The 22,531-nt window shown below is 72.4% G+C and carries 23 protein-coding genes; 14 read left to right on the top strand and 9 right to left on the bottom strand.

Going from position 1 to position 22,531, the window contains the following annotated elements:
• Positions 1 to 35: 35 nt before the first annotated feature.
• A complete protein-coding gene (locus tag BIU90_RS01815; RefSeq protein ID WP_071298535.1) occupies positions 36 to 428 on the bottom strand; it encodes a hypothetical protein in 393 nt (130 codons plus the stop codon).
• 107 nt (positions 429 to 535) lie between these two features.
• On the opposite strand from BIU90_RS01815, the gene BIU90_RS01810 reads away from it, so the two are divergent.
• The gene (locus tag BIU90_RS01810; protein ID WP_139195061.1) at positions 536 to 3,124 is read left to right on the top strand and encodes a LuxR C-terminal-related transcriptional regulator; all 2,589 of its coding nucleotides are present in this window, start codon (positions 536 to 538) and stop codon (positions 3,122 to 3,124) included.
• Positions 3,125 to 3,500: 376 nt separating this feature from the next.
• Here BIU90_RS01810 and BIU90_RS01805 read toward each other — a convergent pair whose 3' ends face one another.
• Complete coding sequence (locus BIU90_RS01805; protein ID WP_071298662.1) at positions 3,501 to 3,863, bottom strand: sterol carrier family protein; 363 nt, start codon at positions 3,861 to 3,863, stop codon at positions 3,501 to 3,503.
• Positions 3,864 to 3,920: 57 nt separating this feature from the next.
• On the opposite strand from BIU90_RS01805, the gene purD reads away from it, so the two are divergent.
• Positions 3,921 to 5,189: a phosphoribosylamine--glycine ligase gene (gene purD / locus BIU90_RS01800; RefSeq protein WP_071298533.1), complete on the top strand. Its 1,269-nt coding sequence runs from the start codon at positions 3,921 to 3,923 to the stop codon at positions 5,187 to 5,189.
• A complete protein-coding gene (locus BIU90_RS01795) occupies positions 5,186 to 6,061 on the top strand; it encodes a phosphoribosylaminoimidazolesuccinocarboxamide synthase (protein WP_071298532.1) in 876 nt (291 codons plus the stop codon). Before purD ends, BIU90_RS01795 begins: the two co-directional genes overlap by 4 nt.
• A gap of 61 nt (positions 6,062 to 6,122) precedes the next feature.
• Here BIU90_RS01795 and BIU90_RS01790 read toward each other — a convergent pair whose 3' ends face one another.
• Entirely contained in the window at positions 6,123 to 7,328 is a 1,206-nt protein-coding gene (locus tag BIU90_RS01790; RefSeq protein ID WP_071298531.1) for a PP2C family protein-serine/threonine phosphatase, read from the bottom strand.
• Between the two features lie 167 nt (positions 7,329 to 7,495).
• Between BIU90_RS01790 and BIU90_RS01785 the strand changes: the two genes are divergently transcribed.
• The 5 genes from BIU90_RS01785 to BIU90_RS01765 are packed head-to-tail and all read left to right on the top strand — an operon-like array spanning position 7,496 to position 11,464.
• Entirely contained in the window at positions 7,496 to 8,452 is a 957-nt protein-coding gene (locus BIU90_RS01785) for an ABC transporter ATP-binding protein (protein ID WP_071298530.1), read from the top strand.
• Positions 8,453 to 8,454: 2 nt separating this feature from the next.
• On the top strand, positions 8,455 to 9,267 hold the full coding sequence (locus tag BIU90_RS01780; RefSeq protein ID WP_083403604.1) for an ABC transporter permease: 813 nt from the start codon (positions 8,455 to 8,457) through the stop codon (positions 9,265 to 9,267).
• A 23-nt stretch (positions 9,268 to 9,290) separates the two neighbouring features.
• On the top strand, positions 9,291 to 10,511 hold the full coding sequence (locus tag BIU90_RS01775; protein WP_071298529.1) for a sensor histidine kinase: 1,221 nt from the start codon (positions 9,291 to 9,293) through the stop codon (positions 10,509 to 10,511).
• Complete coding sequence (locus tag BIU90_RS01770) at positions 10,508 to 11,134, top strand: response regulator (protein ID WP_071298528.1); 627 nt, start codon at positions 10,508 to 10,510, stop codon at positions 11,132 to 11,134. The genes BIU90_RS01775 and BIU90_RS01770 overlap by 4 nt, the downstream gene beginning before the upstream one ends.
• Positions 11,135 to 11,143: 9 nt before the next feature.
• Entirely contained in the window at positions 11,144 to 11,464 is a 321-nt protein-coding gene (locus BIU90_RS01765) for a hypothetical protein (protein WP_071298527.1), read from the top strand.
• A 122-nt stretch (positions 11,465 to 11,586) separates the two neighbouring features.
• On the opposite strand, the gene lepB is transcribed toward BIU90_RS01765, so the two are convergent.
• Complete coding sequence (gene lepB, locus BIU90_RS01760; protein WP_071298526.1) at positions 11,587 to 12,198, bottom strand: signal peptidase I; 612 nt, start codon at positions 12,196 to 12,198, stop codon at positions 11,587 to 11,589.
• The gene (locus tag BIU90_RS01755) at positions 12,195 to 12,719 is read right to left on the bottom strand and encodes a hypothetical protein (RefSeq protein ID WP_071298525.1); all 525 of its coding nucleotides are present in this window, start codon (positions 12,717 to 12,719) and stop codon (positions 12,195 to 12,197) included. Before BIU90_RS01755 ends, lepB begins: the two co-directional genes overlap by 4 nt.
• Before the next feature lie 70 nt (positions 12,720 to 12,789).
• On the opposite strand from BIU90_RS01755, the gene BIU90_RS01750 reads away from it, so the two are divergent.
• The 3 genes from BIU90_RS01750 to BIU90_RS01740 all read left to right on the top strand — a co-directional run bounded on the left by BIU90_RS01750 (position 12,790) and on the right by BIU90_RS01740 (position 15,307).
• The gene (locus BIU90_RS01750; RefSeq protein WP_071298524.1) at positions 12,790 to 13,566 is read left to right on the top strand and encodes an SDR family oxidoreductase; all 777 of its coding nucleotides are present in this window, start codon (positions 12,790 to 12,792) and stop codon (positions 13,564 to 13,566) included.
• A gap of 73 nt (positions 13,567 to 13,639) precedes the next feature.
• Complete coding sequence (locus BIU90_RS01745; RefSeq protein WP_071298523.1) at positions 13,640 to 14,509, top strand: VOC family protein; 870 nt, start codon at positions 13,640 to 13,642, stop codon at positions 14,507 to 14,509.
• A 231-nt stretch (positions 14,510 to 14,740) separates the two neighbouring features.
• Positions 14,741 to 15,307 (top strand): GNAT family N-acetyltransferase, encoded by a 567-nt coding sequence (locus tag BIU90_RS01740; RefSeq protein WP_071298522.1) that lies wholly within the window; start codon positions 14,741 to 14,743, stop codon positions 15,305 to 15,307.
• A gap of 68 nt (positions 15,308 to 15,375) precedes the next feature.
• Here the strand turns inward: BIU90_RS01740 and BIU90_RS01735 are convergent, their stop codons facing one another.
• Together BIU90_RS01735 and BIU90_RS01730 are read right to left on the bottom strand one after the other, a co-directional pair.
• The gene (locus BIU90_RS01735; RefSeq protein WP_071298521.1) at positions 15,376 to 16,905 is read right to left on the bottom strand and encodes a catalase; all 1,530 of its coding nucleotides are present in this window, start codon (positions 16,903 to 16,905) and stop codon (positions 15,376 to 15,378) included.
• Positions 16,906 to 16,970: 65 nt separating this feature from the next.
• The gene (locus BIU90_RS01730; RefSeq protein WP_071298520.1) at positions 16,971 to 17,429 is read right to left on the bottom strand and encodes a Fur family transcriptional regulator; all 459 of its coding nucleotides are present in this window, start codon (positions 17,427 to 17,429) and stop codon (positions 16,971 to 16,973) included.
• Positions 17,430 to 17,632: 203 nt separating this feature from the next.
• Between BIU90_RS01730 and BIU90_RS01725 the strand changes: the two genes are divergently transcribed.
• Positions 17,633 to 18,451, top strand: coding sequence for a cytochrome c oxidase assembly protein (locus BIU90_RS01725; protein ID WP_071298519.1), 819 nt, complete (start codon positions 17,633 to 17,635; stop codon positions 18,449 to 18,451).
• Between the two features lie 689 nt (positions 18,452 to 19,140).
• Here BIU90_RS01725 and BIU90_RS01720 read toward each other — a convergent pair.
• Entirely contained in the window at positions 19,141 to 20,799 is a 1,659-nt protein-coding gene (locus tag BIU90_RS01720) for a DHA2 family efflux MFS transporter permease subunit (protein WP_083403603.1), read from the bottom strand.
• On the bottom strand, positions 20,796 to 21,404 hold the full coding sequence (locus BIU90_RS01715) for a PadR family transcriptional regulator (protein WP_083403602.1): 609 nt from the start codon (positions 21,402 to 21,404) through the stop codon (positions 20,796 to 20,798). The genes BIU90_RS01720 and BIU90_RS01715 overlap by 4 nt, the downstream gene beginning before the upstream one ends.
• Positions 21,405 to 21,550: 146 nt before the next feature.
• Between BIU90_RS01715 and purS the strand changes: the two genes are divergently transcribed.
• Complete coding sequence (gene purS, locus BIU90_RS01710; RefSeq protein WP_071298517.1) at positions 21,551 to 21,811, top strand: phosphoribosylformylglycinamidine synthase subunit PurS; 261 nt, start codon at positions 21,551 to 21,553, stop codon at positions 21,809 to 21,811.
• Between the two features lie 5 nt (positions 21,812 to 21,816).
• The gene (gene purQ, locus BIU90_RS01705; RefSeq protein WP_071298660.1) at positions 21,817 to 22,512 is read left to right on the top strand and encodes a phosphoribosylformylglycinamidine synthase subunit PurQ; all 696 of its coding nucleotides are present in this window, start codon (positions 21,817 to 21,819) and stop codon (positions 22,510 to 22,512) included.
• Positions 22,513 to 22,531 lie beyond the last annotated feature (19 nt).

The raw sequence follows: 22,531 nt of genomic DNA, 5'->3' as shown, positions 1-22,531 counted from the left end.
GGTACCGGGCCTCCTGTCCGTTGGTCTGGTCGCGGCTACTGCCGCTGGTCGCCGTGGTCCTCGATCTCGCCCTCGACCGTCTCGGGCGGGGTCTCGACGGCGACGCGTTCCGCCGTCAGGCGGGCCGACCGACGCGCCAGGACGCGGTCGAGCACGATCGCCACGACCGCACCGACGAAGCCGCCGATCGCCACGCCCCACAGCCCGAAGTAGCCGACGAGTCCGCTGAACCCGACCGACTCCGTCTGGCCGCCACGGTCGATGTCCAGCGTGAGGGCGATCACGACGACCACGACCAGGAACCCGAGCACGGCACCGCCGACGATGAAGACGCCGAACTTGGGGGCGCGGCGGATGGTGACCTGGTCCGACGAGGAGACGGATGCGGGCTCCGGGGCCGGGGACCGGTCGGGATCGGGGGTGCTCACTGCACCATTGTCCCCCACTGTGGGACGTCCCGGAGCCTGCCACCACGCCCTGTTCCGGGGGAGGATGATCCGTACCGACTGGTATCGCGAGGGTGGAGGTGACGCCGATGGCTCGACCGGGTGCCCTCGGCGCGCGCGGCCACCGCGTGCCGGCGCGCGTCGCGTGGCCGATCGTCCAGCGTGCGGAGGAGGACCGCTCGGTCGCCGTCGTCGCCGAACACCGCACCAGTGTCGCGCTCGTGGGCGCGCCCGGACTGGGCAAGAGCACCGCCGCGGCCCGCGTGACCGACCGCGTCGCCGGGCGGGACGGGACCGGGCGGACGCTCGTGGTGCCGATCGTCGCGGTGGCCACCGGGAGCACGATGCCCTTCGGCGCGATCTCCGAGCGCTTCGGCGACCTGCCCGCCGAGGTGCTCGTCGACGAGACCGGATCGGAGCGCCGACTGCGCGAAGCGGCTGACGCGGTCGACCGTGACCTGCTGGTCCGGATCGACGACGCCGACCACCTCGACGCGATCTCGGCACGCTACGTCGCCTGGCTCGTGCGGAACCAGGGCGCACGGCTCGTCCTCACCTGCCGCGACTTCACCGGGCTGCCCGAACCGCTGCGATCGCTGTGGCAGGACGACCTGCTCGAACGGATCGACCTCGGGCCGCTCGACCTGCACGACACCGCGCGGCTCATCGAGGACGCCCTCGGAGCCCCGCTCGAGTCCGCCTCGGTCGAACGCGTCCACCGCGCGACCGAGGGCAACCCGCTGTACCTGCGCGAGGTGGTGCGGGCCGCGCTGGCCTCCGGCGCACTGGAGCACACCGTGTCGGGGTGGTACTGGCGCGGGCGGATCACGGCGTCGAACAGCCTGGCCGACATGTACCGGACCGAGCTCGGCGCGCTGCCGGAGGACCTGCGCGACGTCGTCGACATCGTCGCCCTGGCCGACCCGATCCCGCTGTCGCGCCTGCTGGGGCTGGTCAGCGGCGGGGACGTCGACCGTGTCGTGGCCCTCGGACTGGTCCGCATCGACTCCCTCGCCGACGGCGCCCCGATCGTCTGCCCGTCGCACCCGCTGGTCGGCGAGGTCGTCCGGTCGCTCGTGCCCGTCGCGCGCCGGACGACGCTGTTCGCCCGCGCCAACGCCTTCCGCGCCGACCACCACGAGGGCGCCACCCCGGCCGCCCGCCTGCGGGCAGCGCTCTGGGCGCTGGAGTGCGGGGTGCGGCCGCCCGTCGCGCAGCTGCTCGACGCCGCCCAGGTGGCGAGCGGTCTGCAGGAGCTCGAGAGCGCGGTCGCCCTGAGCTCGGCGGCGCTGCGGGTGGACCTGACTCCGACGGAGCGGGTCGTCGCCCTCTGCCTGCGGTCCCTGGCGCGCGGGTACAGCAGCGGGCGCGAGGCCGGCCGCGCCGACGCCGAGGCCGCCTGGGACCTGGTCCGTGCACGTCGCGGCGAGGTCGCCGACGCCGTCGTGATCGAGGCCTGCGAGACCCTGGCGAACATCCGGCAGTTCCACGACGACGACGTGACGGCGGCCGTCGTGCTCTCCGAGGACGCCCGCGACTACGTCAGCAGCCCGGGCGCAGTCGAACGGCTCCGGCTGCTCCGCCTGGCACACCTCGGGTGGGGCGGGCGGTTCGCCGAGGTGCGCGACGAGGTCGACCGCTCCGGGATCGTCAGCGCGCCGACCGTGCCGATGTCGTTCCTGTGCGTCGCACCGTGCGCCGTGATGGCCCTGGCCGACGCCGGACGGCTCGACGACGCGATGGCACTGGGCACCGCGTCGCTGGCGACCGCGACCGTGCACGTCGAGGAAGCCCCGTGGAGCGTCGGGGAACTGCTGTCCGTGATGCACCAGGTGCAGGTCTGGCGCGGCGACTACGACGACATGATCACGTCGATCTCGGTCAAGCGGTCGAACCCCTTCCTGAAGTACGACTTCACCCTCGAGCTGATCGGCGCCGGCAACCTGGCGATCGGGCAGCGGCGGTGGGACGACGCGATCACCGCGTTCTCCGCGGCCTGCGAGCGGTACGCCGTCGCCGACCTCGGTGGGTTCGGCGCGTACCCGTGGGCGCGGCTCGCGATGGCCCTGGCGTCGGCGGGCCGCATCGAGGACGCGATGACGGCCATCGATCGGTGGCGCGCCGTGCCCCTCCGGGCGATGCGGATCACCGGCGAGCAGATGTCGGCGTCGGTCACGTGGGCCGAGGTGCTGCTCGGCAACCCGCTCGGGCTCGAGCACGCCGACGAGCTCATCGCCCGGTCGACCGCGACGGGGTCCTGGCTCGGCGTGTTCACCGGGGTCCTGACCCTGCACGCCGCAGCGCTCGTGCGCGGGCAGGACCCCACCCCGACGCTCGAGCGGCTCGGCGAGGCTGCCGCGCACGTCGACGGTCCGCTCGCCGCCGCGGTGCGGGAGTACGTCGCGGCGTCACGGTCCGGCGACCGGACTCGCGTCGTCGCGTCGTACGGGGCGCTGGCGCGCTGCGGGCTCTACGTCACGGACAACGCCGCGCGACCGCCCCTGACCCGCCGTGAGTACGAGGTCGCCGAACTCGCGGCGCAGGGGCTGTCGAACCGGCTCATCGCGGAACAGCTCGGGCTGTCGGTCCGGACGATCGACGCGCACCTGGCGAAGGTGTTCCAGAAGTGGGAGCTGCACGCCCGGTCCGAGCTGGTGGACCTGCTGCGCGTCGCCTGACCGTCTGCTGTCCGTCCGGGCGCACCCCCGCGCGCGCGTCCGTCCGCGCGGACGGCGTGGTCCGCACGACCGGCCAGACGTCGTTGTCGGGTCGGTCGAACGGCATTCGGGGCGGCCGGATTCGGCAGATTCGTTGCGGAATGCAGCACGCCACGCCGGATGGTTGACACACAGTGCCGAACATCGCGTAGCGTTGTCCCCGTTGCCGGGTTCGGACCCGTTCGGGTCGGGTCCGAATCCCGGTGACTTCAACGCTAGGACCGCGGCGCGGATCGGCGCATCAGTAGGTGCTACCTAATTCGATCCCCGCGGGTACTGCACGGCGTGTCGGGCGCGGCGATCGTCGTGTCGGCGCTGTGGTGTCGGCGCTGTGGTGTCAGGGCGTCGTCCGGACCGGCAGGAACGACGCCAGGTCCGCACGCGATCCCGAGGCGCTGACCTTGACGGCCACCGCCGGGTCGTCCCACCGGAGTGCACCGGTCGCCAACGCGATCCACGTCGCCGCGTCCGTCTCGATGACGTTCGGCGGGGTGCCACGGGTGTGTCGCGGACCGGGGACGGCCTGCACCGCGGCGAAGGGCGGCACGCGGACCTCGACGCTGTTGCCCGGGACGTCCTCGGCGAGCCGCTGCAGCGTCCACCGCACGGCCGTCGCGACGCTGGCGCGGTCGGTGGCCCCGGCGACCACGGCGGTCAGCGCAGCCGCGCCCTCGGCATCGTCGATCGTCCGGCCCGGCATGTCCACAGGCTAGCCGGTGCACTGCGGCGGGGCGCTGCGGCTCGGTAGGGTGATCGGGTGCGAATCCTCGTCCTCGGTTCCGGTGCCCGCGAGCACGCCATCACGACGGCGCTGCTGGCCGAACAAGCCGGCCACGTCATCACGGTCGCGCCCGGCAACGCCGGCATCGCCGCCGACGTCGAGACCGTGTCGCTCGACCCGACCAACGGTCCGCTCGTCGCCGAGTACGCGCTCGAGAACGACGTCGAGCTCGTCGTCGTCGGTCCCGAGGCACCGCTGATCGCCGGCGTCGCCGACCCGCTCCGCACGCGCGGCATCGCCGTGTTCGGGCCGAGCAAGGCCGCGGCGGCGCTCGAGGGCTCCAAGGCGTTCGCCAAGCGCATCATGGCCGAGGCGTCGGTGCCCACCGGACGCCCGGTCTCCGCGGGCACGCTCGACGAAGCGATCGCCGCGATCGACGAGCTCGGTGCGCCCCACGTGGTCAAGGCCGACGGGCTGGCCGCGGGCAAGGGCGTGCTCGTGACCGAGGACCGTCAGGCCGCCGTCGACCACGCCCGCTACTGGTTGCAGCACGGCCCGGTGGTGGTGGAGGAGTTCCTCGACGGCGAAGAAGTGTCGCTGTTCTTCCTGAGCGACGGGCACGACGTCGCCCCGCTCAGCCCGGCACAGGACTACAAGCGCCTGGGCGACGGCGACACCGGGCCGAACACCGGCGGCATGGGCGCGTACTCGCCGCTGCCGTGGCTGGCCGACCGCTGGGGCTCCGAGGCCGCCTTCGTGGCCGAGGTCGCCGACCTGGTGGCGTTGCCGACCGTCCGCCGTCTCGAACATGAGGGCACCCCGTTCGTCGGCCTGCTCTACTGCGGCCTGATCGTCACCGAGCAGGGCGTCCGGGTCATCGAGTTCAACGCCCGCTTCGGTGACCCGGAGACGCAGGTCGTGCTCCCCCGCCTGGCGACCCCGCTCAGCGCGCTCATGCTCGCGGCCGCCACCGGCCAGCTCGGCGGCGTACCGGCCCCCGAGTTCCACGACCAGGCCGCGGTCACCGTGGTCCTGGCGAGCGAGGGCTACCCCGAGAGCCCGAAGACCGGGCGTCCGATCACCGGTGTCGACACAGCAGCTGCCCGACCGGGCGTCTCGGTGCTGCACGCGGCGACCGGGGTGCTCGACGGCGAACTCGTCGCGACGGGCGGCCGGGTGCTCAGCGTCGTCGCGACCGGGTCGGACTTCGCCGACGCGCGGGGCCGTGCCTACGCGGGACTGCACGACATCACGCTGCAGGGCGCCCAGTTCCGCACCGACATCGCGGCGAAGGTGACCCGATGACCGCCCCGCACGTCGACGGCTGGCAGCACGTCTCCTCCGGCAAGGTGCGCGAGCTCTACGTGCCGCAGGGCACCGCGGACGTGGCCGGTGCCACCGAGCTGCTGCTGGTCGCCTCCGACCGGGTCAGCGCCTACGACTTCGCGCTCGAACCGCCGATCCCGGGCAAGGGCGAGCTGCTGACCCGGTTGTCACGGTTCTGGTTCGCCCAGCTCGGCGACGTCCCGAACCACCTGCTCGGGCCCTCGGCCACCAGCACCCCGGTCCCCGAGTCCGTGGCCGCGCGGGCGATGCACGTCATGCCGCTGACCATGTTCCCGGTCGAGTGCGTGGTGCGCGGCTACCTCGTCGGCAGCGGCTGGATCGAGTACCAGGAGTCCGGCAGCGTCTGCGGCGTCGAACTGCCCGCCGGTCTGGCCAACGGCGACCGGCTGCCGGAGCCGATCTACACGCCGGCGTACAAGGCTCCCCAGGGTGAGCACGACGAGAACATCTCGTTCGAGCGCACCGAGGAACTCGTCGGGGCCGACGTCGCGGCGACGCTGCGCGAGCTGTCCCTGCACGTCTACTCCGAGGCCGCGGCGATCGCCCTGCAGCGCGGGGTCGTCATCGCCGACACCAAGTTCGAGTTCGGGCACGACAGCGCTGGGCAGATCCGCATCGGGGACGAAGTCCTCACGAGCGACTCGAGCCGCTACTGGGACGCCCGCGCGGTCGACGCCGGCAACCGCACGGACTCGTTCGACAAGCAGATCGTGCGGGACTGGCTCAGCGCGAACTGGGACAAGCAGGGCACGCCGCCGGTGCTGCCGGACGAGATCGTCACCCGGACCGCGGCACGCTACCGCGAGCTCATCGACCGACTCGGCGCGTAGCGCGGTCGCCCAGACCGGTCGCGCGACCGGTCAGGCGTCACGGGCGACCCCGACGTGCCGGTCAGGCGTCACGCGCGACCACGACGACCGTCAGGTCGTCGCCCGGGTCGTGGGACGCCGCCCGCGCCCGGATCCGCCCGAGGAACGTCTCGACGTCCGCCGAGTTCCGGTACAGCCCGCCCAACCGTGACAGCGACGCCAGGGTCGAGTCCCAGAGCTCGAGCGCACCGTCGCTGACCAGGATCAGGACGTCACCGGGTTCGAGCTCGAGCGACCCCGTCGTGCGGGAGAACCCGATCGGGTGCAGTCCCAGCGGCAGGTCGAGCGAGCGGTGGATCGTCTCGGTGCCGTCGGCGTGCAGCTGGAGCACGAGACCGTGGCCCGCGTCGACGAACTCGAGCACGCCGGTCGCCGGGTCGACCACGCCGTGGAACAGCGTGGCGAACGACTCCGCGCGGCTCAGCTCGGGGGCGACCTGGGACTCGACGGCCCCGACGGCCCGGGGTGCGGGTGCCGCGCCGTGGGCGAGCAGTGCGCCGCGGATGTTCGCGGCGAGCAGCCCGGCCGACATGCCCTTGCCCATCACGTCGGCGACGGTCAGGTGCAGCCCGCGGTCCGAGACGTGCCAGTCGTGGAAGTCCCCGGAGACGACGCCGTGCGGGACCGACATCCCCGTGACGTGCCACCCGGGCACCGTGACGGCGTTCGGCTCGAGTCCGGCGAGCACCGAACGCACGCGGTCCTCGTCGGCACCGGCGGCGAGTTCACGCTCGGCCCAGATGCCGAGTTCCTGCAGCAGGGCGACGTCGTCGTCGTCCAGGGTGCGCGGCTCGGGGTCGATCAGGCACAGCGTGCCGACCTTGAGGTGCTCGGAGCCCAGGCGCAGCGGCACGCCGGCGTAGAAGCGGACGTTCGGGTCCTCGACGACCATCGGCAGGTCGCGGAACCGGGCGTCCACGCGGGCGTCGGGGACGAGCACCGGCCCGGGGCTGCTCAGCGTGCGGCCGCAGAAGGTGTCGTCGAGCGGGATGGTCGGGCCGAAGGGCTGGTCGCTCTGCTGCGACTTGATCGTCAGGTGGTCGTCGCCGGCCAGGTTGAGGAACGAGCCGGAGACGCCGAAGGCCTCTCGCGCGATGCGGGTGATCCGCTCGAAGCGTTCCTCGGCGCCGCCCTGCACCACGTCGAGCGCCGCGAGGAGCGCTGCGCGCCGCACCGCGTCCTGCGCGGGAGAGGTCGACTGCACGGTGCTCGCGGTGTCGGCTGCCATGCACTCCACGCTAACGCGCCGTCCGGACAGCGCCTGTCCCCACATCGGAGGACGCGCACCCCCAGAATGCGGGCCACGCCGGGCATCCACGACCCGTGACGGAAGTCACGGTGGAACCGTGACGGACGCACCATGGGCGTGTCCCGGTCCGGCGGCACGCTGGGTCCATGAACGAGACAGCGGCCCGGGACGACAGCCCGGTCATCGAACTCAGCGGCCTGCGGAAGCGCTTCGGCACCGTGACCGCCGTCGACGGCGTCGACCTGACGATCCGTCCGGGCGAGGTCGTCGCCCTCCTCGGCCCGAACGGCGCCGGCAAGACCACGACCGTCGACCTGGCGCTCGGCCTGGCGACCCCGACCGCGGGGACCGCCCGCCTGTTCGGCGCCGACCCGCGCACCGCGGTGGTCGCGGGCCGCGTCGGAGCGATGCTGCAAGGAGGTGCGCTGCTGCCCGACATGACCGTCCGGCAGGCCGTCGCGCTGGTCGCCGCGGCACACCGGGCGCCGATGCCGGTCGACGAGGCCCTCGCCCGCGCCCGCTGCACCGACATCGCCGGACGCCGGGTGTCCAAGCTCTCCGGTGGCCAGCTGCAGCGCGCACGCTTCGCGGTCGCCGTGGTCTCCGACCCGGACCTGCTGGTCCTCGACGAGCCGACCGCCGCGATGGACGTCGAGGCCCGACACGTCTTCTGGTCCTCGATGCGCGAGTTCACCGACGCCGGCCGCACGGTCGTCTTCGCCACCCACTACCTCGACGAGGCCGACACCTTCGCCGACCGGATCGTCATCCTGCGCGCCGGACGCGTCGTCGCCGACGGCACGCCGGCCGAGATCAAGGCGATCGTCACCAGCCGCACCATCCGCTTCCGCGGCGTCGCGGACGATGCCCACGACGTCCTGCGGGTCCTGCCCGGCACGCTCGACCTGGAGGCCCGGCACGGCTCCGTCACGCTGCGCACCGACGACTCGGACGCCACCCTCCGGGCGCTGCTCACCACGTTCCCGCAGGCCCACGACGTCGAGGTGGTCGCCTCGACCATGGACGACGCCTTCCTCGCCCTCACCGCCGACACCGACGGCAGTGCCGCCGACGCCCGCACCGCAGCCCCGATCGGAGCCTGACCATGACCGCGACCACCGCGACCGCCGTCGCCCCCGTCCGCTCCACCACCACGCCCGCGCTCGGCGCGGGGCTCCCCTGGCGCTACGTCGCCCTCGAGACCGCCCGTCAGCTCCGCAACGTCCGTGCCATGGTGTTCACCTTCGCCGTGCCGGTCGTGATGCTCCTGGTGTTCGGCGGCGCGTACGGATCGCAGCTCGACCCGACGACCCACCTGCGCTACCTGGTCGTCACCACGCTGCAGATGGCGTCGTACGGCGCGATGATGGCCGCGCTCAGCCAGGCGTTCGTCCTGGTCACCGAACGTTCGCTCGGGTGGAACCGGCAGCTCCGGATCACGCCGCTGTCCGGGTGGGCGTTCCTGGTGTCGAAGGTCATCGCCGCGATGGCGTTCGCCGCGATGTCGATCCTCGTCACGCTGGTCGTCGCGGTCCTGGCGCTGCATGCCGCACTCGACCCCGGGCACTGGGTCGCCGCCGCGTCCGGCATCTGGTGCGGGGTGGTGCCCTTCGCGCTCATCGCCGTGCTGATCGGGCAGTTCGCCAAGCCGTCCTTCGCGCAGCCGCTCTTCATGGTGGTGTTCATGGGCCTGGCGATCCTCGGCGGGCTCTGGGTCCCGCTGTCGGTCATGCCGGCGTGGATGGGCGACGTCGCGCACCTGCTGCCCTCGTACTGGCTCAACCGGATCGGGCAGATGGGCGCCGGGGCCACCGGGACGGCCGGCATGCTCGAGCCCGCGCTCGTGCTGACCGGCTGGGCGGTCGTCCTCGGTGCCGTGATCGTCTGGCGCTACCGCCGCGACGCGGCACGGCAGTGACCGAGCGCCCTACACTCGCCCACGTGGAGGACGTGACGAGCGTGCGGGAGGCCCCACGGGCCTCCCGTCCGGCGCGTTCCCGGGCGTTCCCGTGGGCCGCTCCGCCCAGCCGTGACGACGCCGAGGTCCGCGTCTCCCGTCGCCGCTGGTACGGCGGGGCCGTGTTCGGGCTGCTGTGGCAGTCGCTGCTGCTCATCGCGCTCTGGACCGACGACCGGTCGCTCGCCGAGCACGTCGGCGCGACGCTGGCCCTGGCGGTCCTGTACGGCTTCTACCTGCTGGCCCCCGAGCTGATGTGGCGCCGTGGACTGGTCGGCCGGAGCGTCGTGGTCGGGCTCTTCGCGGTGTGCTCCGGACTGCTGCTCGTGGTGATCGGCCCGCTCGCGGTGTGGTCGTGGCTGCTGCTCGTGTCCCTGTCCGGCTTCGTCGCCGCACGGGTGTGGGTCGCCGTGACCGTCGCGCTGGTGACCGTCGGCGGCCAGTTCGCCGTCGCGGCGACGATGGGGTGGGATGCCGCAGCGAGCTCGGGGATCCTCTTCGCGCCGTTCATCTCGGTGTCGGTGGGCGCCTCGATGCTGTTCTTCGGGCGGCAGCGCGAGGCCGAGGACCGCCTCGGGGTGGCGCAGGACGAGATCACCCGGCTGGCCGTGGTCGAGGAGCGCGCGCGGTTCTCCCGCGACCTGCACGACGTGCTCGGGCACACGCTCACCGTCGTGACGATGAAGTCCGAGCTCGCCGCACGCCTGGTCGACGTCGACCCCGCGCGTGCCGTGGCCGAGATGCAGGACGTCGAACGCCTCTCCCGCGAGGCCCTGCAGGGGCTGCGCCAGGCCGTGAGCGGGTACCGCGAGGCGTCGCTCGACGCCGAGCTGGTCTCCGCCCGGGCCGCGCTGACCGCGGCGTCGATCGACGCGACGCTGCCCGCCTCCGGCGACGCGGCGGCGGCCGACGTGCGGAGCCTGTTCGCGTGGGTGCTGCGCGAGGGGGTCACGAACGTGGTGCGGCACGCCGGCGCCTCGGCTGCGCGGGTCACGATCAGCCGGACCGCGCTGACGATCGAGGACGACGGGACCGGGGTCCTGGACGGCGGACCGGTCGGGGACGCCGTCGTCGGGGCCCCGGTGTTCGGCGGCAACGGGCTGCGTGGGCTGCGCGAGCGCGCCGACGCGGTCGGGGCGAGCGTCACGACGGGGACGAGCGACCTGGGCGGGTTCCTGCTCCGGGTGGAACGGGGACGACGATGACCGACACGATCCGGGTGCTGCTCGCCGACGACCAGGCGCTGGTCCGCGGGGCGCTGGCATCGTTGCTGTCGCTCGAGCGGGACATCGACGTCGTGGCGCAGGTGGCCCGCGGGGACGAGGTGCTCGAGGCCGCGCGCACGTTCGGCGCCACGGTGGCGCTGCTCGACGTCGAGATGCCCGGTGCCGACGGGTTGACGGCAGCAGCCCAGCTCGCCGCGGCGCTGCCGTCCTGTCGGTCGCTCATCGTCACGACCTTCGGGCGGCCGGGCTACCTGCGGCGAGCGCTCGAGTCCGGTGCCGCGGGGTTCGTCGTCAAGGACACGCCCGCCGAGCAGCTCGCCGACGCCGTCCGTCGGGTCGCCGCCGGGCTGCGCGTGGTCGATCCGGTCCTGGCGGCGGAGTCCCTGGCGGCCGGCCCGTCGCCGCTGACCCCGCGCGAGACCGATGCGCTCATCGCCTTCCGCACGGCCTCGACGGTCGCCGGGGTGGCTGCGGCGCTGCACCTGTCCGAGGGCACCGTGCGGAACCACCTGTCCGCGGCGATCGGCAAGACCGCGGCCCGGAACGCCTCCGAGGCGCTGCGGGTCGCGGCGGACAACGGCTGGCTGCTCGGTCCCGCGTAGGCTTGTCGGGTGCTCCGTCGTCCCGCTGCTGTCCTCGTCGTCGGGCTCGCCGCAGCCCTGGTCCTGACCGGCTGCAAGGCCCAGGACTCGACCGGGAGGATCGCCGTGACGGTCGCGCCGAACGAGGCCGAGCAGTCCTACTTCGTCGAGGTCCTGATCCCGACCGGTCGCACGGCCGCCCACCAGAAGGCCTTCCCCGGGGACACCCTCGAGTTCGCCGGGGTCGCCGTGGGCAGGGTCACGGTCCGCGCCGACGGCCTCTGCCCGCAGTCGACGACGATCATCAGCGGGCAGGTCGTCGACGTCACGCTGTCCTCGACGGGCTGCTGACCCCCGCCGCACACGGTGCGAGGTTCGCGGCCCGGTGTGGCATTCGCAGGTCGGTGCGGTCCGCGCACGGTGCGAGGTCCCGCCCGCCCCCCGCCCCCGCCCGCGCAGCGCCGCCAGCACCGTCAGGGCGCCGGCACCGCGTCCCAGACGTCCCCGTGGCGTGAGAGCACCGACCAGCGCCCGATCGGCCACGTGATCACGAACGCCCGACCCACCACGTCGGACTCGGGCACCGTCCCGTGCACCCGGGAGTCCGCCGAGTCGTACCGGTTGTCGCCCATCACCCAGAGCTGCCCTGCCGGCACCGTCACGGAGAAGTCGTCCGCCGCCACGCGGTCCGACCCCGGCGAGCGCACCACGTAGGACTCGTCCACCGGGTGCCCGTTGACCGAGAGCCGGCCCTGGGCGTCGCAGCACGTCACGGTGTCTCCCGGCATGCCGATCACCCGTTTGACCAGGTCGTCGCCCATGCCCGGGCCGAGCCAGCCGCCCGGGTCGCGGAACACGACGACGTCGCCCCGTCGCACCGGCGCCACCCGCGGCACGAGCTCGTTGACGAGCACCCGGTCGTCGATCATGAGCGTCTGTTGCATCGACCCGGACGGGATCCAGAACGACCGCACCAGGAACGCCTTGACCAGGAACGACGCGAGCAGGGCCACCACGACGATGACGACCAGGTCGCGCAGGAACTTCCAGCGCGGGCGCGCGCGGTCCGACGACGACTCGCTCAATGCGTCAACACCACCTTCGCCAAGCCGATGACGAACGCCACCGCTGCCAGCACGATGCCACCCCAGAGCCCGAGGAACGTGGGCTTCCGACCGCTGAACCGCTGCATGAAGACCCCGACCAGGCCGATGCGGACGACCAGGATCACGAGCGCAGCGGTCTGCGCCCACTGCTCAGGGACCCAGCCGGCCCACGCCACGGCGTACAGGACGGCGGGGATCAGGCCCGAGGTCGCGATCGGGTTCGCGTTCCGCGCGATCGTCGCGAACGACTCGCGGCGGGCGTCGTCGGAGGTGTCCTGCTCACCGACGCCGTGCGCCACCAGGTGCGACAGCACGTGCGCCGCGTACGTCAGCACGGCGGTGGCCAGGACCGCCCACACCGCCGAGCCGTGGCGGATCGCGTCGGGGTCGACGGCGATGGCCGCGGCGAGCACGGTGATGTTGCCGTACACGTACGACGACAGGCGGTCGCGGACGTGCTCGACGTCCAGGTCACCCGGAGCGGGGCGGGAGCGGGGCATCTGCCCATCCTGCCCCTGTGGCAGGCTGGCCGCGTCGGCGCGCCGCGGCGCCGGACAGGAGGCCCGACCCATGACCCGCAGACCACTCGCCCTGGTGACCGGTGTCGGCCGCAGGGCCGGGATCGGCGCCGCGATCGCGGCGCGACTGGCGGCCGACGGCTGGGACCTGGCCGTCTCGTGGTGGGGCCCGTACGACGACCGCGTGCACGGAGCCGCCGATCCGGCAGGGATCGACGCCGTCGTCGCCGAGTGCGAGCACGCGGGTGCGACGGTGACGCGCCTCCCGGTCGACCTGGCCGATCCGGAACAGGCGGCCGCGCTCGTCGGCCGCACCGAGGCCGAGGCGGGCGCTCCCGTCACCGCGATCGTGATGTCGCACTGCGAGTCGGTGGCCTCGGACTTCGCGTCGACCACCCTCGAGTCGTTCGACCGGCACCTGGCGGTGAACGTCCGCGCACCGTTCCTGCTCGTGCAGGCGTACGCAGCGCGGCTCCGCGCGGGAGCGGACGCGCCGCTCGACCGCCGCCGGGTCGTGGCGTTGACGAGCGACCACGTGGGGTTCAACCTGCCGTACGGCACGAGCAAGGGCGCACTCGACCGGCTGGTGATCGGCGCCGCGCAGGAGCTCGGCGACGTCCGGGTGAGTGCGAACCTGGTCAGTCCCGGGCCGAACGACACCGGGTGGATGACCGACGAGATCCGTCGCTCCGCCGCCGAACAGACCCCGCTCGGGCGGCCGTCGCTGCCGTCGGACACCGCCGCGCTCGTCCGGTTCCTGCTCGGGCCGGACGGCGGCTGGGTGAACGGGCAGTTGCTCAGGTCGGACGGCGGGTTCAGCGCACGGTGACGGGTCGTTCGCCCGTGGCGATGGCGACACCGATTTAGTTGACGCGTCAACCAATTCGGCGCACACTGATGGCATGCACACGCAGGACCTCCTCGCCGCCGACACCGCGATGGGCGCCGTCACGCTCCGGGTCGCCGACCTCGACCGGATGACCGCCTTCTACCGGGACGGCATCCGGCTCGCGCTCCTGTCGAACGCGGGCGGGGTCGCCGTGCTCGGACGTGGCACGACGCCGATCGTGGTCCTCGAGCACGCACCGTCGATGCAGCACGCCGCCCCGCACGAGGCCGGGCTGTTCCACACCGCGATCCTCTTCGACACCCGCGCCGACCTGGCGGCAGCGCTGTACTCCGTCGCCACGCAGTACCCGCAGTCGTTCACCGGCAGCGCCGACCACCTCGTCAGCAACGCCTTCTACTTCACCGACCCCGAGGGCAACGGCGTCGAGCTCTACTGGGACCGCGACCGGACCGAGTGGTCGTGGACGCACGGCATGGTCGACATGGACACGAAGTACGTCGACCCGAACGCGTTCCTGCAGGAGCACCTGACCGCGTCCGCGCTCGAGTCCGCCGCGGCACAGCCCGGGCGGGTGGGCCACGTGCACCTGTCCGTCGGCGACGTGCCCACCGCGCGGGCGTTCTACGTGGACAAGCTCGGCTTCGCGACCACCGCTGGTTGGGGCGAAGCGCTGTTCGTCAGCGCCGGCGGCTACCACCACCACATGGCGATGAACACGTGGAACTCGCGGGGCGCCGGTCGTCGGCAGCTCGCGCTCGGCCTCGGGCTCGTCCGCATCGAGGTGCCCGCGGCGGACGACCTCGGCGCGCTCGTCGCTCGGATGCACGACACCGGGGTGCAGACCGCGGACGACGGCCGGACCGTCGCGTTCGAGGACCCGTGGGCGAACCGCATCGAGGTCACCACGCCCGGTCGCGGCTGACGCGGGCGGGTCGGCGGTCCCGCGCGCGCGGCAGTCCGCCTGCGCGAAAGCGACACTTCTCCCTCGGCATCTCGCCGTCATCTGTCGCTTTCGCGGGAACGAGGCTCGCCCCGTTCCCGAAAGCGACAGACCGGCGCCGAACGTTCGGGGCGATCTGTCGCTTTCTCGCGAGGGTGGGGGCGGCGCCGTCGGCCACGGCCCGACGCAGGAGCACCCGTGCAGGATGGACGCATGAGCGACGACATCCGGTGGGAGGTGGTCGAGGAGAACGCGCTGAACCTCTCCGACCACGAAGGCATTGCGGCGATGCTGGGACAGGCGTTCCCCGACTGGTCGCACTGGTACGTGGGCGGTCGTGACTACGCCGGCATGCAGCCCGAGCGCCGGGTCATCGCGCGGGATGCCGACGGCGTCGTGCTCGCCCACGTCGGGATCCGCCGCATGTTCATCACGGTCGGCGGGCAGGACGTCCTGGTCGGCGACACCGGCATCGTCGCCGTCGCGCCCCGGTTGCAGGGCACGGGCATCGGCCGCGAGCTGCTCGACCGCACACACGCCGTGCTCGAGGGGCTCCGCGTGCCGTACGGGTTCCTCGGCGCCGGCGAGGACCGCATCCCCTTCTACGCGCACATGGGCTGGCACGAGATCCCGGACGCCGTCGGCACGTTCTCGGCCTTCACGGCCGAGGGGGCCGGGGTCACCGAGACCGAGCAGGGCGGATGGATGGTCCGGCCCGTCACCGCCGCCCTGGAGGACTGGCCGTCGGGCCCGATCTGGCTGAACGGCCAACAGGTCTGACGTCCCGACAGACGGACGGGAGGCCCGGTGCCAGCTGGCACCGGGCCTCCCGTCCGTCGTGTGGCTGGCTACGCCTCGACCGCGACCTCCGCGGGGTCCTCGTTCGAACCCGGCGCGCTCGGCGCGACCGCTGCGCGCACGCGCGCACCCAGGTCGGCGTCGACGTTCGTCCAGTAGGCGAAGACGCGCTCGCGCAGGTCGTCGCGCGTGACCTTCGAGACGTGCCCGGCGATGTTGCCGACGAGGCGCTCGCGGGCCGCGTCGTCGAGGACCTCGCGGACCAGCGTGCCGGCCTGGCCGAAGTCGTCGTCCTCGGGGTGGAGCGTGGCGGCGGAGCGCTGCAGCGCACCGTCGGACTCCCAGCCGGGAGCGTCGTCCGTGGCGTTCGGGTCGGCGTGCGCGCCACCGAGCGAGTTCGGCGCGTACACCGGGACCTCGGACTGCTGGAAGTCGAAGCGCATCGCGCCGTCCTTCGAGTACGAGTGCACCTCGTTCTTCGGAGCGTTGACCGGCAGCTGCGCGTGGTTCGTGCCGACGCGGTAGCGGTGGGCGTCCGCGTAGCTGAAGATGCGCGCGAGGAGCATCTTGTCGGGGCTGGCCGCGATGCCGGGGACGAAGTTCGAGGGCGCGAAGGTGGCCTGCTCGATCTGGGCGAAGTAGTTCTCCGGGTTCCGGTTGAGCTCCATCGTGCCGACCTCGATGAGCGGGTAGTCACCCTTCGGCCAGACCTTCGTCAGGTCGAACGGGTTGAAGCGGTAGCTCGCGGCGTCCTCGTACGGCATGACCTGCACCTTGAGGGTCCAGCGCGGGTTGTCGCCGCGCTCGATCGCGGCGTGCAGGTCGCGGATGTGGAAGTCCGCGTCCTCGCCGGCGATGCGGTCGGCGTCCTCCTGCGTGAGGGTCTCGTGGCCCTGCTGGGTCTGGAAGTGGTACTTGACCCAGAAGCGCTCGCCCTCGGCGTTGATCCACTGGTACGTGTGCGAGCCGAAGCCGTCCATGTTCCGCCAGCTCGCCGGCAGGCCACGGTCGCCCATCAGCCACGTGACCTGGTGCGCCGACTCGGGCGACAGGGTCCAGAAGTCCCACTGCATGTCGTGGTCACGCAGGTGCGAACCGGGCAGGCGCTTCTGCGAGCGGATGAAGTCGGGGAACTTGATGCCGTCGCGGATGAAGAACACCGGGGTGTTGTTGCCGACGAGGTCGTAGTTGCCCTCTTCGGTGTAGAACTTCAGCGCGAAGCCGCGCGGGTCGCGCCAGGTGTCCGGGGAGCCCTGCTCACCGGCGACGCTCGAGAAGCGGGCGAGCATCTCGGTCTGCTTGCCGGGCTGCAGGAACGCGGCGCGGGTGTACTGCGACACGTCGTGCGTCACGGTGAAGGTGCCGAACGCACCGCCGCCCTTCGCGTGGACGACGCGCTCCGGCACGCGCTCGCGGTTGAACTGGGCGAGCTTCTCGACCAGGTAGTGGTCGTGCAGCGCGAGGGGGCCGTCGGCGCCGACACCCATGGAGTGCTGGTCGCTCGAGACGGGGGCGCCGCTGTTGGTCGTGGTGGTCGGGGTGGCGGCCGGCGTGCCGGTCGTCGTGTTCTGGTCGGACACGGTTCCTCCTTGGGTGGAACGGTTGGTTCGGTCAGGGTGGCTCGGGTTGGTCTGGGGGTGCGCGATCACGCCGGGGTCGGGGCGGGCGCTGTGGTCGTCACGTCGTCGTGCTCGGCTGCCGCGCACCGGTCGCAGATGCCCCAGTAGGTGACCTCGGCGGTGGTGACGGCGAACCCGTGGGTCTCGGACGGCGTCAGGCAGGGGGCGTGCCCGACCGCGCAGTCCACGTCCGCGATCGTCCCGCACACGGTGCACACGATGTGGTGGTGGTTGTCGCCGGTGCGTCGCTCGTACCGCGCCGGGCTGCCCGCCGGCTCGATCCGCCGGACGAGCCCGGCCCCGGTCAACGCCGCGAGGACGCCGTACACCGCCTGGTGGCTGGTGGTCGGGAGCTCCGCGGCCAGCGCGGTCAACAGGTCGTCGGCGGTGGCGTGCGGCAGTGAGGCGGTCGCGCGCAGGACTGCCAGTCGCGGAGTGGTCACGCGGAGCCCGGCGGAACGAAGCAGTTCGGCGTCGGCGTCCATGGCGACTCCCTTTCTTGCATCGATCAAGACAGGCGTAACGCTACACGGTCTGAGCTGGTTCTCATCGCGACGCCCCGTCCGTCCGGTCGGCAGCACGACCTGCGAGCGGAGGATGTCCCTGCCGCACGACCCGCAGGAGGCACCCCACGCCGTCACCGTCCGAGTTCTGGAGCATCTGGCACCTCGACCCGCTGGCCCTCGTCATGCTCGTCGCCGCAGCGGGGTCGTACGGCTGGTGGATCGTCGCGGCCCGTCGCCGCGGGACCCGCTGGCCCTGGTGGCGGACGCTGTCGTTCATCGGTGCGCTCGCGCTCTTCGGCGTGCTGCAGTTCGGCATCGTCGGCGTGTACGACCAGACCCTGCGTTGGGCCTTCGTCCTGCGGCTCGCGCTGCTGTTCTTCGCCGTGCCGACGTTCGCGGCCTTCGCCGCTCCGCTGGGGCTGCTCCGGTCGGGAGGCCCGGCTCCCCTCGCCCGCGCCGCCACCGCGGTCATGCAGTCGCGGCCGGTGCGGCTGCTCGGCACCGCGATCGTCTCGCCCCTGGTCGCCCTCGCGCTGTTCTGCCTGCTGCTGACGCCCCTGTCGGCCGTGATCCGCACGTCCGCGGTGGGAGCGGTGGCGATCACGGTGCTCGTGCCGATGCTCGGCTTCGGGCTGCTCGCGCCCTTGTCCGAGCCCGGGCTGGTCCGCTCGTCGACGTTCGTCACGGCCGAGTTCCTGCTGGCGTTCGTGGAGCTCATGCTCGACGCGATCCCCGGCATCGTGCTGCGGATCACCGACCACGTGCTCGACGGTGCGACGCGGATGGCGGTCGGACCGGCCTGGTTCCCGTCACCCCTGCGCGACCAGCACCTGGCGGGCGACCTGCTGTGGTTCATCGCCGAGGTGGCGGACATCCCCGTGCTGATCTCGTTGTTCGTGCGGTGGCAGCGGACCGACCGCCGCGAGGCCCGCACCGTCGACGCCCTGTCCGACGAGGAGATGGAGGCGCTCACCCGCGAGCACCTGTCCCGCCGGGGGTGACGGGCGCGCGGGGCGCCGCGCTGCCCGCTGTGCGGATGCCCGCCGCCCGCCGCCCGCTGCCCGCTGCCCGCTGCCCGCTGTGTGGATGCCCGCCGCCCGCTGCCCGCTGCCCGGTGCCCGGGAGCGCTGCCGACTCCGAACGACACCGCCGCTGTCGTACGACGTCGGTCTTGTCGCGCCAGCTGGATCCCCTGCCCGCCAGTCGGAACATGCAGACGCACCTGCCGACACCGCGCCGCGAGAACGTCATCTGCGAAGTCGAACGATGCGGACACACTCGATCGATCCGCATCGTTCGACACGACGCCACGTGATCGTCTCGCGCGGTGACGGAGCATGCGGCCGCATCACCCCGGGAGCGCTGCCGACTCGGAACGACACCGCCGCTGTCGTACGACCACGGCTTGGTCGCGCGAGCCGCCACGCCTGCCGCCGCCGCCCGGCCTCCACCTCCGCGAAAGCGACACTTCGCCGCCGGATGTTCGACGCGATCTGTCGCTTCGGCGCACACGACGTCCGCGCGACGGCCAGATCTGTCGCTTCGGCGCACACGACGTCCGCGCGACGGCCAGATCTGTCGCCTCGGCGCACACGACGCACACAACGTCCGAGCGGCAGCCGGGCCCACACACGACGACGCCCCCGACCACGTGTGTGGCCGGGGGCGTCGGAACGCAGGCGTGTGCCGACTACTCGGCGCCGGAGTGCCGCCCGTGGTGGTCGGCAGCGGCGAGCTCCTCTTCCGGGGAAGCGGGCGCAGGCGCAGCGGCGTGGGCACCGTGCCCGGCCGGCGCAGCGGGGCCGTCGGCCGGCGCGGCGTCAGTCGGGGCGCCGGGCTGGGTCGCGACGGAGCCGGTGTTGCCCCACGCGACGGTCTGCTTCGGCTTCGCCAGGAACAGCGCCGCGACGATCGCGACGACGAGCACCACTGCCGGCAACACGAGGGACTGCCCCATGGCCGTGGCGAACGGCTGCTGCAGGAACGCGGGCAGCGCACCGACCTGCTGCTCCGCGCCACCGGCTGACGCACCGCCGGACTGCGCCGGGAAGTTCGCGGTGATCCGAGCCTCGATCAGTGCGGCGATGCCGGCCGAACCGAGGACCGCACCGATCTGCCGGGTGGTGTTGTACACACCCGAACCCGCACCGGCGAGCTTCGGGGGCAGGTTGCGCGTCGCGGAGACCGACAGGGGCCCCCACATGCACGCGTTGGCGAGGCCGAGGAGCGCGCTCGGCAGGATGACCCAGCCCCAGGCGGCTCCGCCGGCCAGCAGCGCGCCGAACCAGAAGAGGGCGCCCGAGAAGCACGCGAGCCCGAACGCAGCGACCCAGCGCGGGTTCCACACGGTCAACTTCTTGCCCACGAGGGGTGAGAGGCCGCCAGCGATCAGGGCCTGCGGGACGAGCAGCAGCGCGGCCTGGGTCGGCGAGAAGCGCAGGACGTCCTGGGCCCAGAGCATGATCGGCAGCGCGAACGAGGAGATCGCCACACCGACCGCCGTGATCGCGATGTTGGCGAGCGTGAAGTTGCGGTCCTTGAACAGCCCGAGCGGCAGCAGCGGCTCGCCCTTCTGCACGCCCTGCCACACCACGAAGGCGACGAGCACGACGATGCCGGCGATGATGAGCGACCAGACCGAGATGACCCCGGTGATGACGCCCCAGTCGTAGGTCTCGCCTTCCTGGATGCCGAACACCAGCAGGAACAGCCCGACCGCGCTCAGCACGATGCCGAGGTAGTCGAACCGGTGCCCGTGCCGCTCGAACGACGGGACGAAGCGCTGCGCGAGCACGAACGCCACGATGCCGACCGGCACGTTGACGAAGAAGATCCACTCCCAGCCGAAGCCGTCGACGAGCAGCCCGCCGACGATCGGCCCGACCAGCGAGGCCACACCGGCGACGGCCCCCCACAGGCCCATCGCGGCGCCGCGGTTCTGCGGCGGGAAGATGCGGGTGATGACGGCCATGGTCTGCGGCGTCATCATGGCCGCGCCGAGACCCTGCACGACACGGGCGAGGATCAGCATCTCGATCGAGCCCGCGAACCCGCACCACAGGCTGGCGAGCGTGAAGACGACGAGCCCGGTCTGGTACAGCACCTTCGGGCCGAAGCGGTCACCGAGCCGGCCGGTGATCAGCAGCGGCACCGCGTAGGCCAGCAGGTAGGCACTGGTCACCCAGATGACGGCGTTGATGTCGGCGTTCAGCTTCTCGGCGATGGTGGGGGTGGCGACCGACACGATGGTCGAGTCGACCAGGATCATGAAGAAGCCGACGACGAGGGCCCAGAGGGCCGGCCACGGCTTCTTCTCGGTGGCCGCGGGGGCCGGGGCGACAGAGGTCATCGAGTGGGTTCCTTGCTGTTCGTGGAGGTCTGGTTGGGGAGGGCCGGGCCGTCCCAGGGGAGGACGCCGTCCGCGATGCGGTCGGCGGTGGCGGAGAGCCACTCGATCTGTGCGGTGAGCATGGCACGCACGTACGACAGATCCAGCCAGAAGCGCTCGGCCAGACGTTTGTCCTGGAGGCTCGTGGCGGCGACGTCGTACTCGTCGCGTCGGGCTCGCAGTGCGTCGACGCGTGCCCGCAGCGCGGTCGCCGCGTCGTCGGCGGTCAGGTTGTCGACGTGGGCGACCGCGAGGTGGAACTCGGGGTACTCGTCGGCCGGTTCGGCGATCATGCGTCGCAGGCCGGACTCGAGCGCAGCACGCCCGTGGTCGGTGATCGCGTAGGTCGTGCGTTCCGGGCGGTTACCTTCGCGCGCGGTGCCGAGGGCCTCGGCGTACCCGAGGTCGACCAGGCGGCCGATCTGGTGGTAGAGCGTGCCGGGCCGCACCTTGACGTTCTCGTCCTCACGCCGGTGGAGCATCGTCTGGAACATCTCGTAGGGGTGCATCGGCGACTCGGCGAGCAAGCCGAGCGCGGCGAACGCGAGCGGTGTGAGCGACGTCACCTGGGCCTCCTGTCCGATGATCCAACGCGACTATTCCACTTCGAATATACGCTCCGGATCAGTTCTCCACAACCGGCTCCGACGAGCCGCGCGTGCCAACTAGACTCGTCACGTCCCCAACCGACCCACCGTGCTGGAGTGAACACGTGCCAACGATCGTCGTCGAGGTCATGCCGAAGGCCGAGATCCTCGACCCCCAGGGCAAGGCGGTGGGCAACGCCCTCGCCCGCCTCGGCAAGAACGACCTGACCAACGTCCGCATCGGCAAGCGGTTCGAGGTGACCGTCGACGGCCCCGTCGACGACGCCCGCCTCGCCGAGGTCCGCGACATCGCGGTCGACGTCTTCTCCAACGCCGTGATCGAGGACGTCGTCTCGGTCAGTGTCGTCGAGGACGACGCGGAGTGACCGCGATGCGCATCGGCGTCATCACGTTCCCCGGTTCGCTCGACGACCGCGACGCCCAGCGTGCGGTCCGTCTCGCCGGTGCCGAGCCGGTCGCGCTCTGGCACGGCGACCACGACCTGCAAGGCGTCGACGCCATCGTGCTCCCCGGCGGGTTCTCGTACGGCGACTACCTCCGTGCCGGTGCCATCGCCGCGAAGGCCCCGATCATGGCCGAGGTCATCGACGTCGCCCGCAAGGGCATGCCCGTCCTGGGGATCTGCAACGGCTTCCAGATGCTGGCAGAGGCACGCCTGGTGCCCGGTGCGCACACGCGGAACGCCCACCAGCAGTTCATCCGGCGTGACCAGAAGCTCCGCGTCGAGAACGTCGGTACGGCCTGGACCTCGGGGTTCAGCGCCGAGCAGGAGATCACCATCCCGCTCAAGAACGCGGACGGCCGGTTCGTCGCCGACGCTGACGAGATCAAGCGCATCGAGGACAACGGCCAGGTGGTGTTCCGCTACGTCGGCGTGAACCCGAACGGCTCGATCGACGACATCGCCGGCGTCTCCAACGAGCGCGGCAACGTCGTCGGCCTCATGCCGCACCCCGAGCACGCGACGGAACCCGGGTTCGGCCCGGACACCCCCGCGGCGATGGCCTCCGGCACGGACGGCCTGACCTTCTTCACCTCCGTGATCGAGTCGACGCTCGTCAAGTGACGGACACGACGCCAGTGAC

Source organism: Curtobacterium sp. MCBA15_001 (genome assembly GCF_001864835.1).
In the GTDB taxonomy this organism is placed as follows: Bacteria; Actinomycetota; Actinomycetes; order Actinomycetales; family Microbacteriaceae; genus Curtobacterium.
The sequence above is the reverse complement of the archived record's forward strand: the minus strand, read 5'-3'. Positions and strand labels throughout refer to the sequence as shown.

What these genes read in the sequence shown, in the direction of transcription:
- purQ (WP_071298660.1), top strand. Translation starts at nt 21,817, where the DNA reads ATGCGCATCGGCGTCATCACGTTCCCCGGTTCGCTCGACGACCGCGAC.
- BIU90_RS01750 (WP_071298524.1), top strand. Translation starts at nt 12,790, where the DNA reads ATGACCCGCAGACCACTCGCCCTGGTGACCGGTGTCGGCCGCAGGGCC.
- BIU90_RS01785 (WP_071298530.1), top strand. Translation starts at nt 7,496, where the DNA reads ATGAACGAGACAGCGGCCCGGGACGACAGCCCGGTCATCGAACTCAGC.
- BIU90_RS01740 (WP_071298522.1), top strand. Translation starts at nt 14,741, where the DNA reads ATGAGCGACGACATCCGGTGGGAGGTGGTCGAGGAGAACGCGCTGAAC.
- BIU90_RS01730 (WP_071298520.1), bottom strand. Translation starts at nt 17,429, where the DNA reads ATGGACGCCGACGCCGAACTGCTTCGTTCCGCCGGGCTCCGCGTGACC.
- BIU90_RS01770 (WP_071298528.1), top strand. Translation starts at nt 10,508, where the DNA reads ATGACCGACACGATCCGGGTGCTGCTCGCCGACGACCAGGCGCTGGTC.
- BIU90_RS01720 (WP_083403603.1), bottom strand. Translation starts at nt 20,799, where the DNA reads ATGACCTCTGTCGCCCCGGCCCCCGCGGCCACCGAGAAGAAGCCGTGG.
- BIU90_RS01725 (WP_071298519.1), top strand. Translation starts at nt 17,633, where the DNA reads ATGCTCGTCGCCGCAGCGGGGTCGTACGGCTGGTGGATCGTCGCGGCC.
- BIU90_RS01795 (WP_071298532.1), top strand. Translation starts at nt 5,186, where the DNA reads ATGACCGCCCCGCACGTCGACGGCTGGCAGCACGTCTCCTCCGGCAAG.
- BIU90_RS01780 (WP_083403604.1), top strand. Translation starts at nt 8,455, where the DNA reads ATGACCGCGACCACCGCGACCGCCGTCGCCCCCGTCCGCTCCACCACC.
- BIU90_RS01810 (WP_139195061.1), top strand. Translation starts at nt 536, where the DNA reads ATGGCTCGACCGGGTGCCCTCGGCGCGCGCGGCCACCGCGTGCCGGCG.
- BIU90_RS01805 (WP_071298662.1), bottom strand. Translation starts at nt 3,863, where the DNA reads ATGCCGGGCCGGACGATCGACGATGCCGAGGGCGCGGCTGCGCTGACC.
- BIU90_RS01745 (WP_071298523.1), top strand. Translation starts at nt 13,640, where the DNA reads ATGCACACGCAGGACCTCCTCGCCGCCGACACCGCGATGGGCGCCGTC.
- BIU90_RS01755 (WP_071298525.1), bottom strand. Translation starts at nt 12,719, where the DNA reads ATGCCCCGCTCCCGCCCCGCTCCGGGTGACCTGGACGTCGAGCACGTC.
- BIU90_RS01790 (WP_071298531.1), bottom strand. Translation starts at nt 7,328, where the DNA reads ATGGCAGCCGACACCGCGAGCACCGTGCAGTCGACCTCTCCCGCGCAG.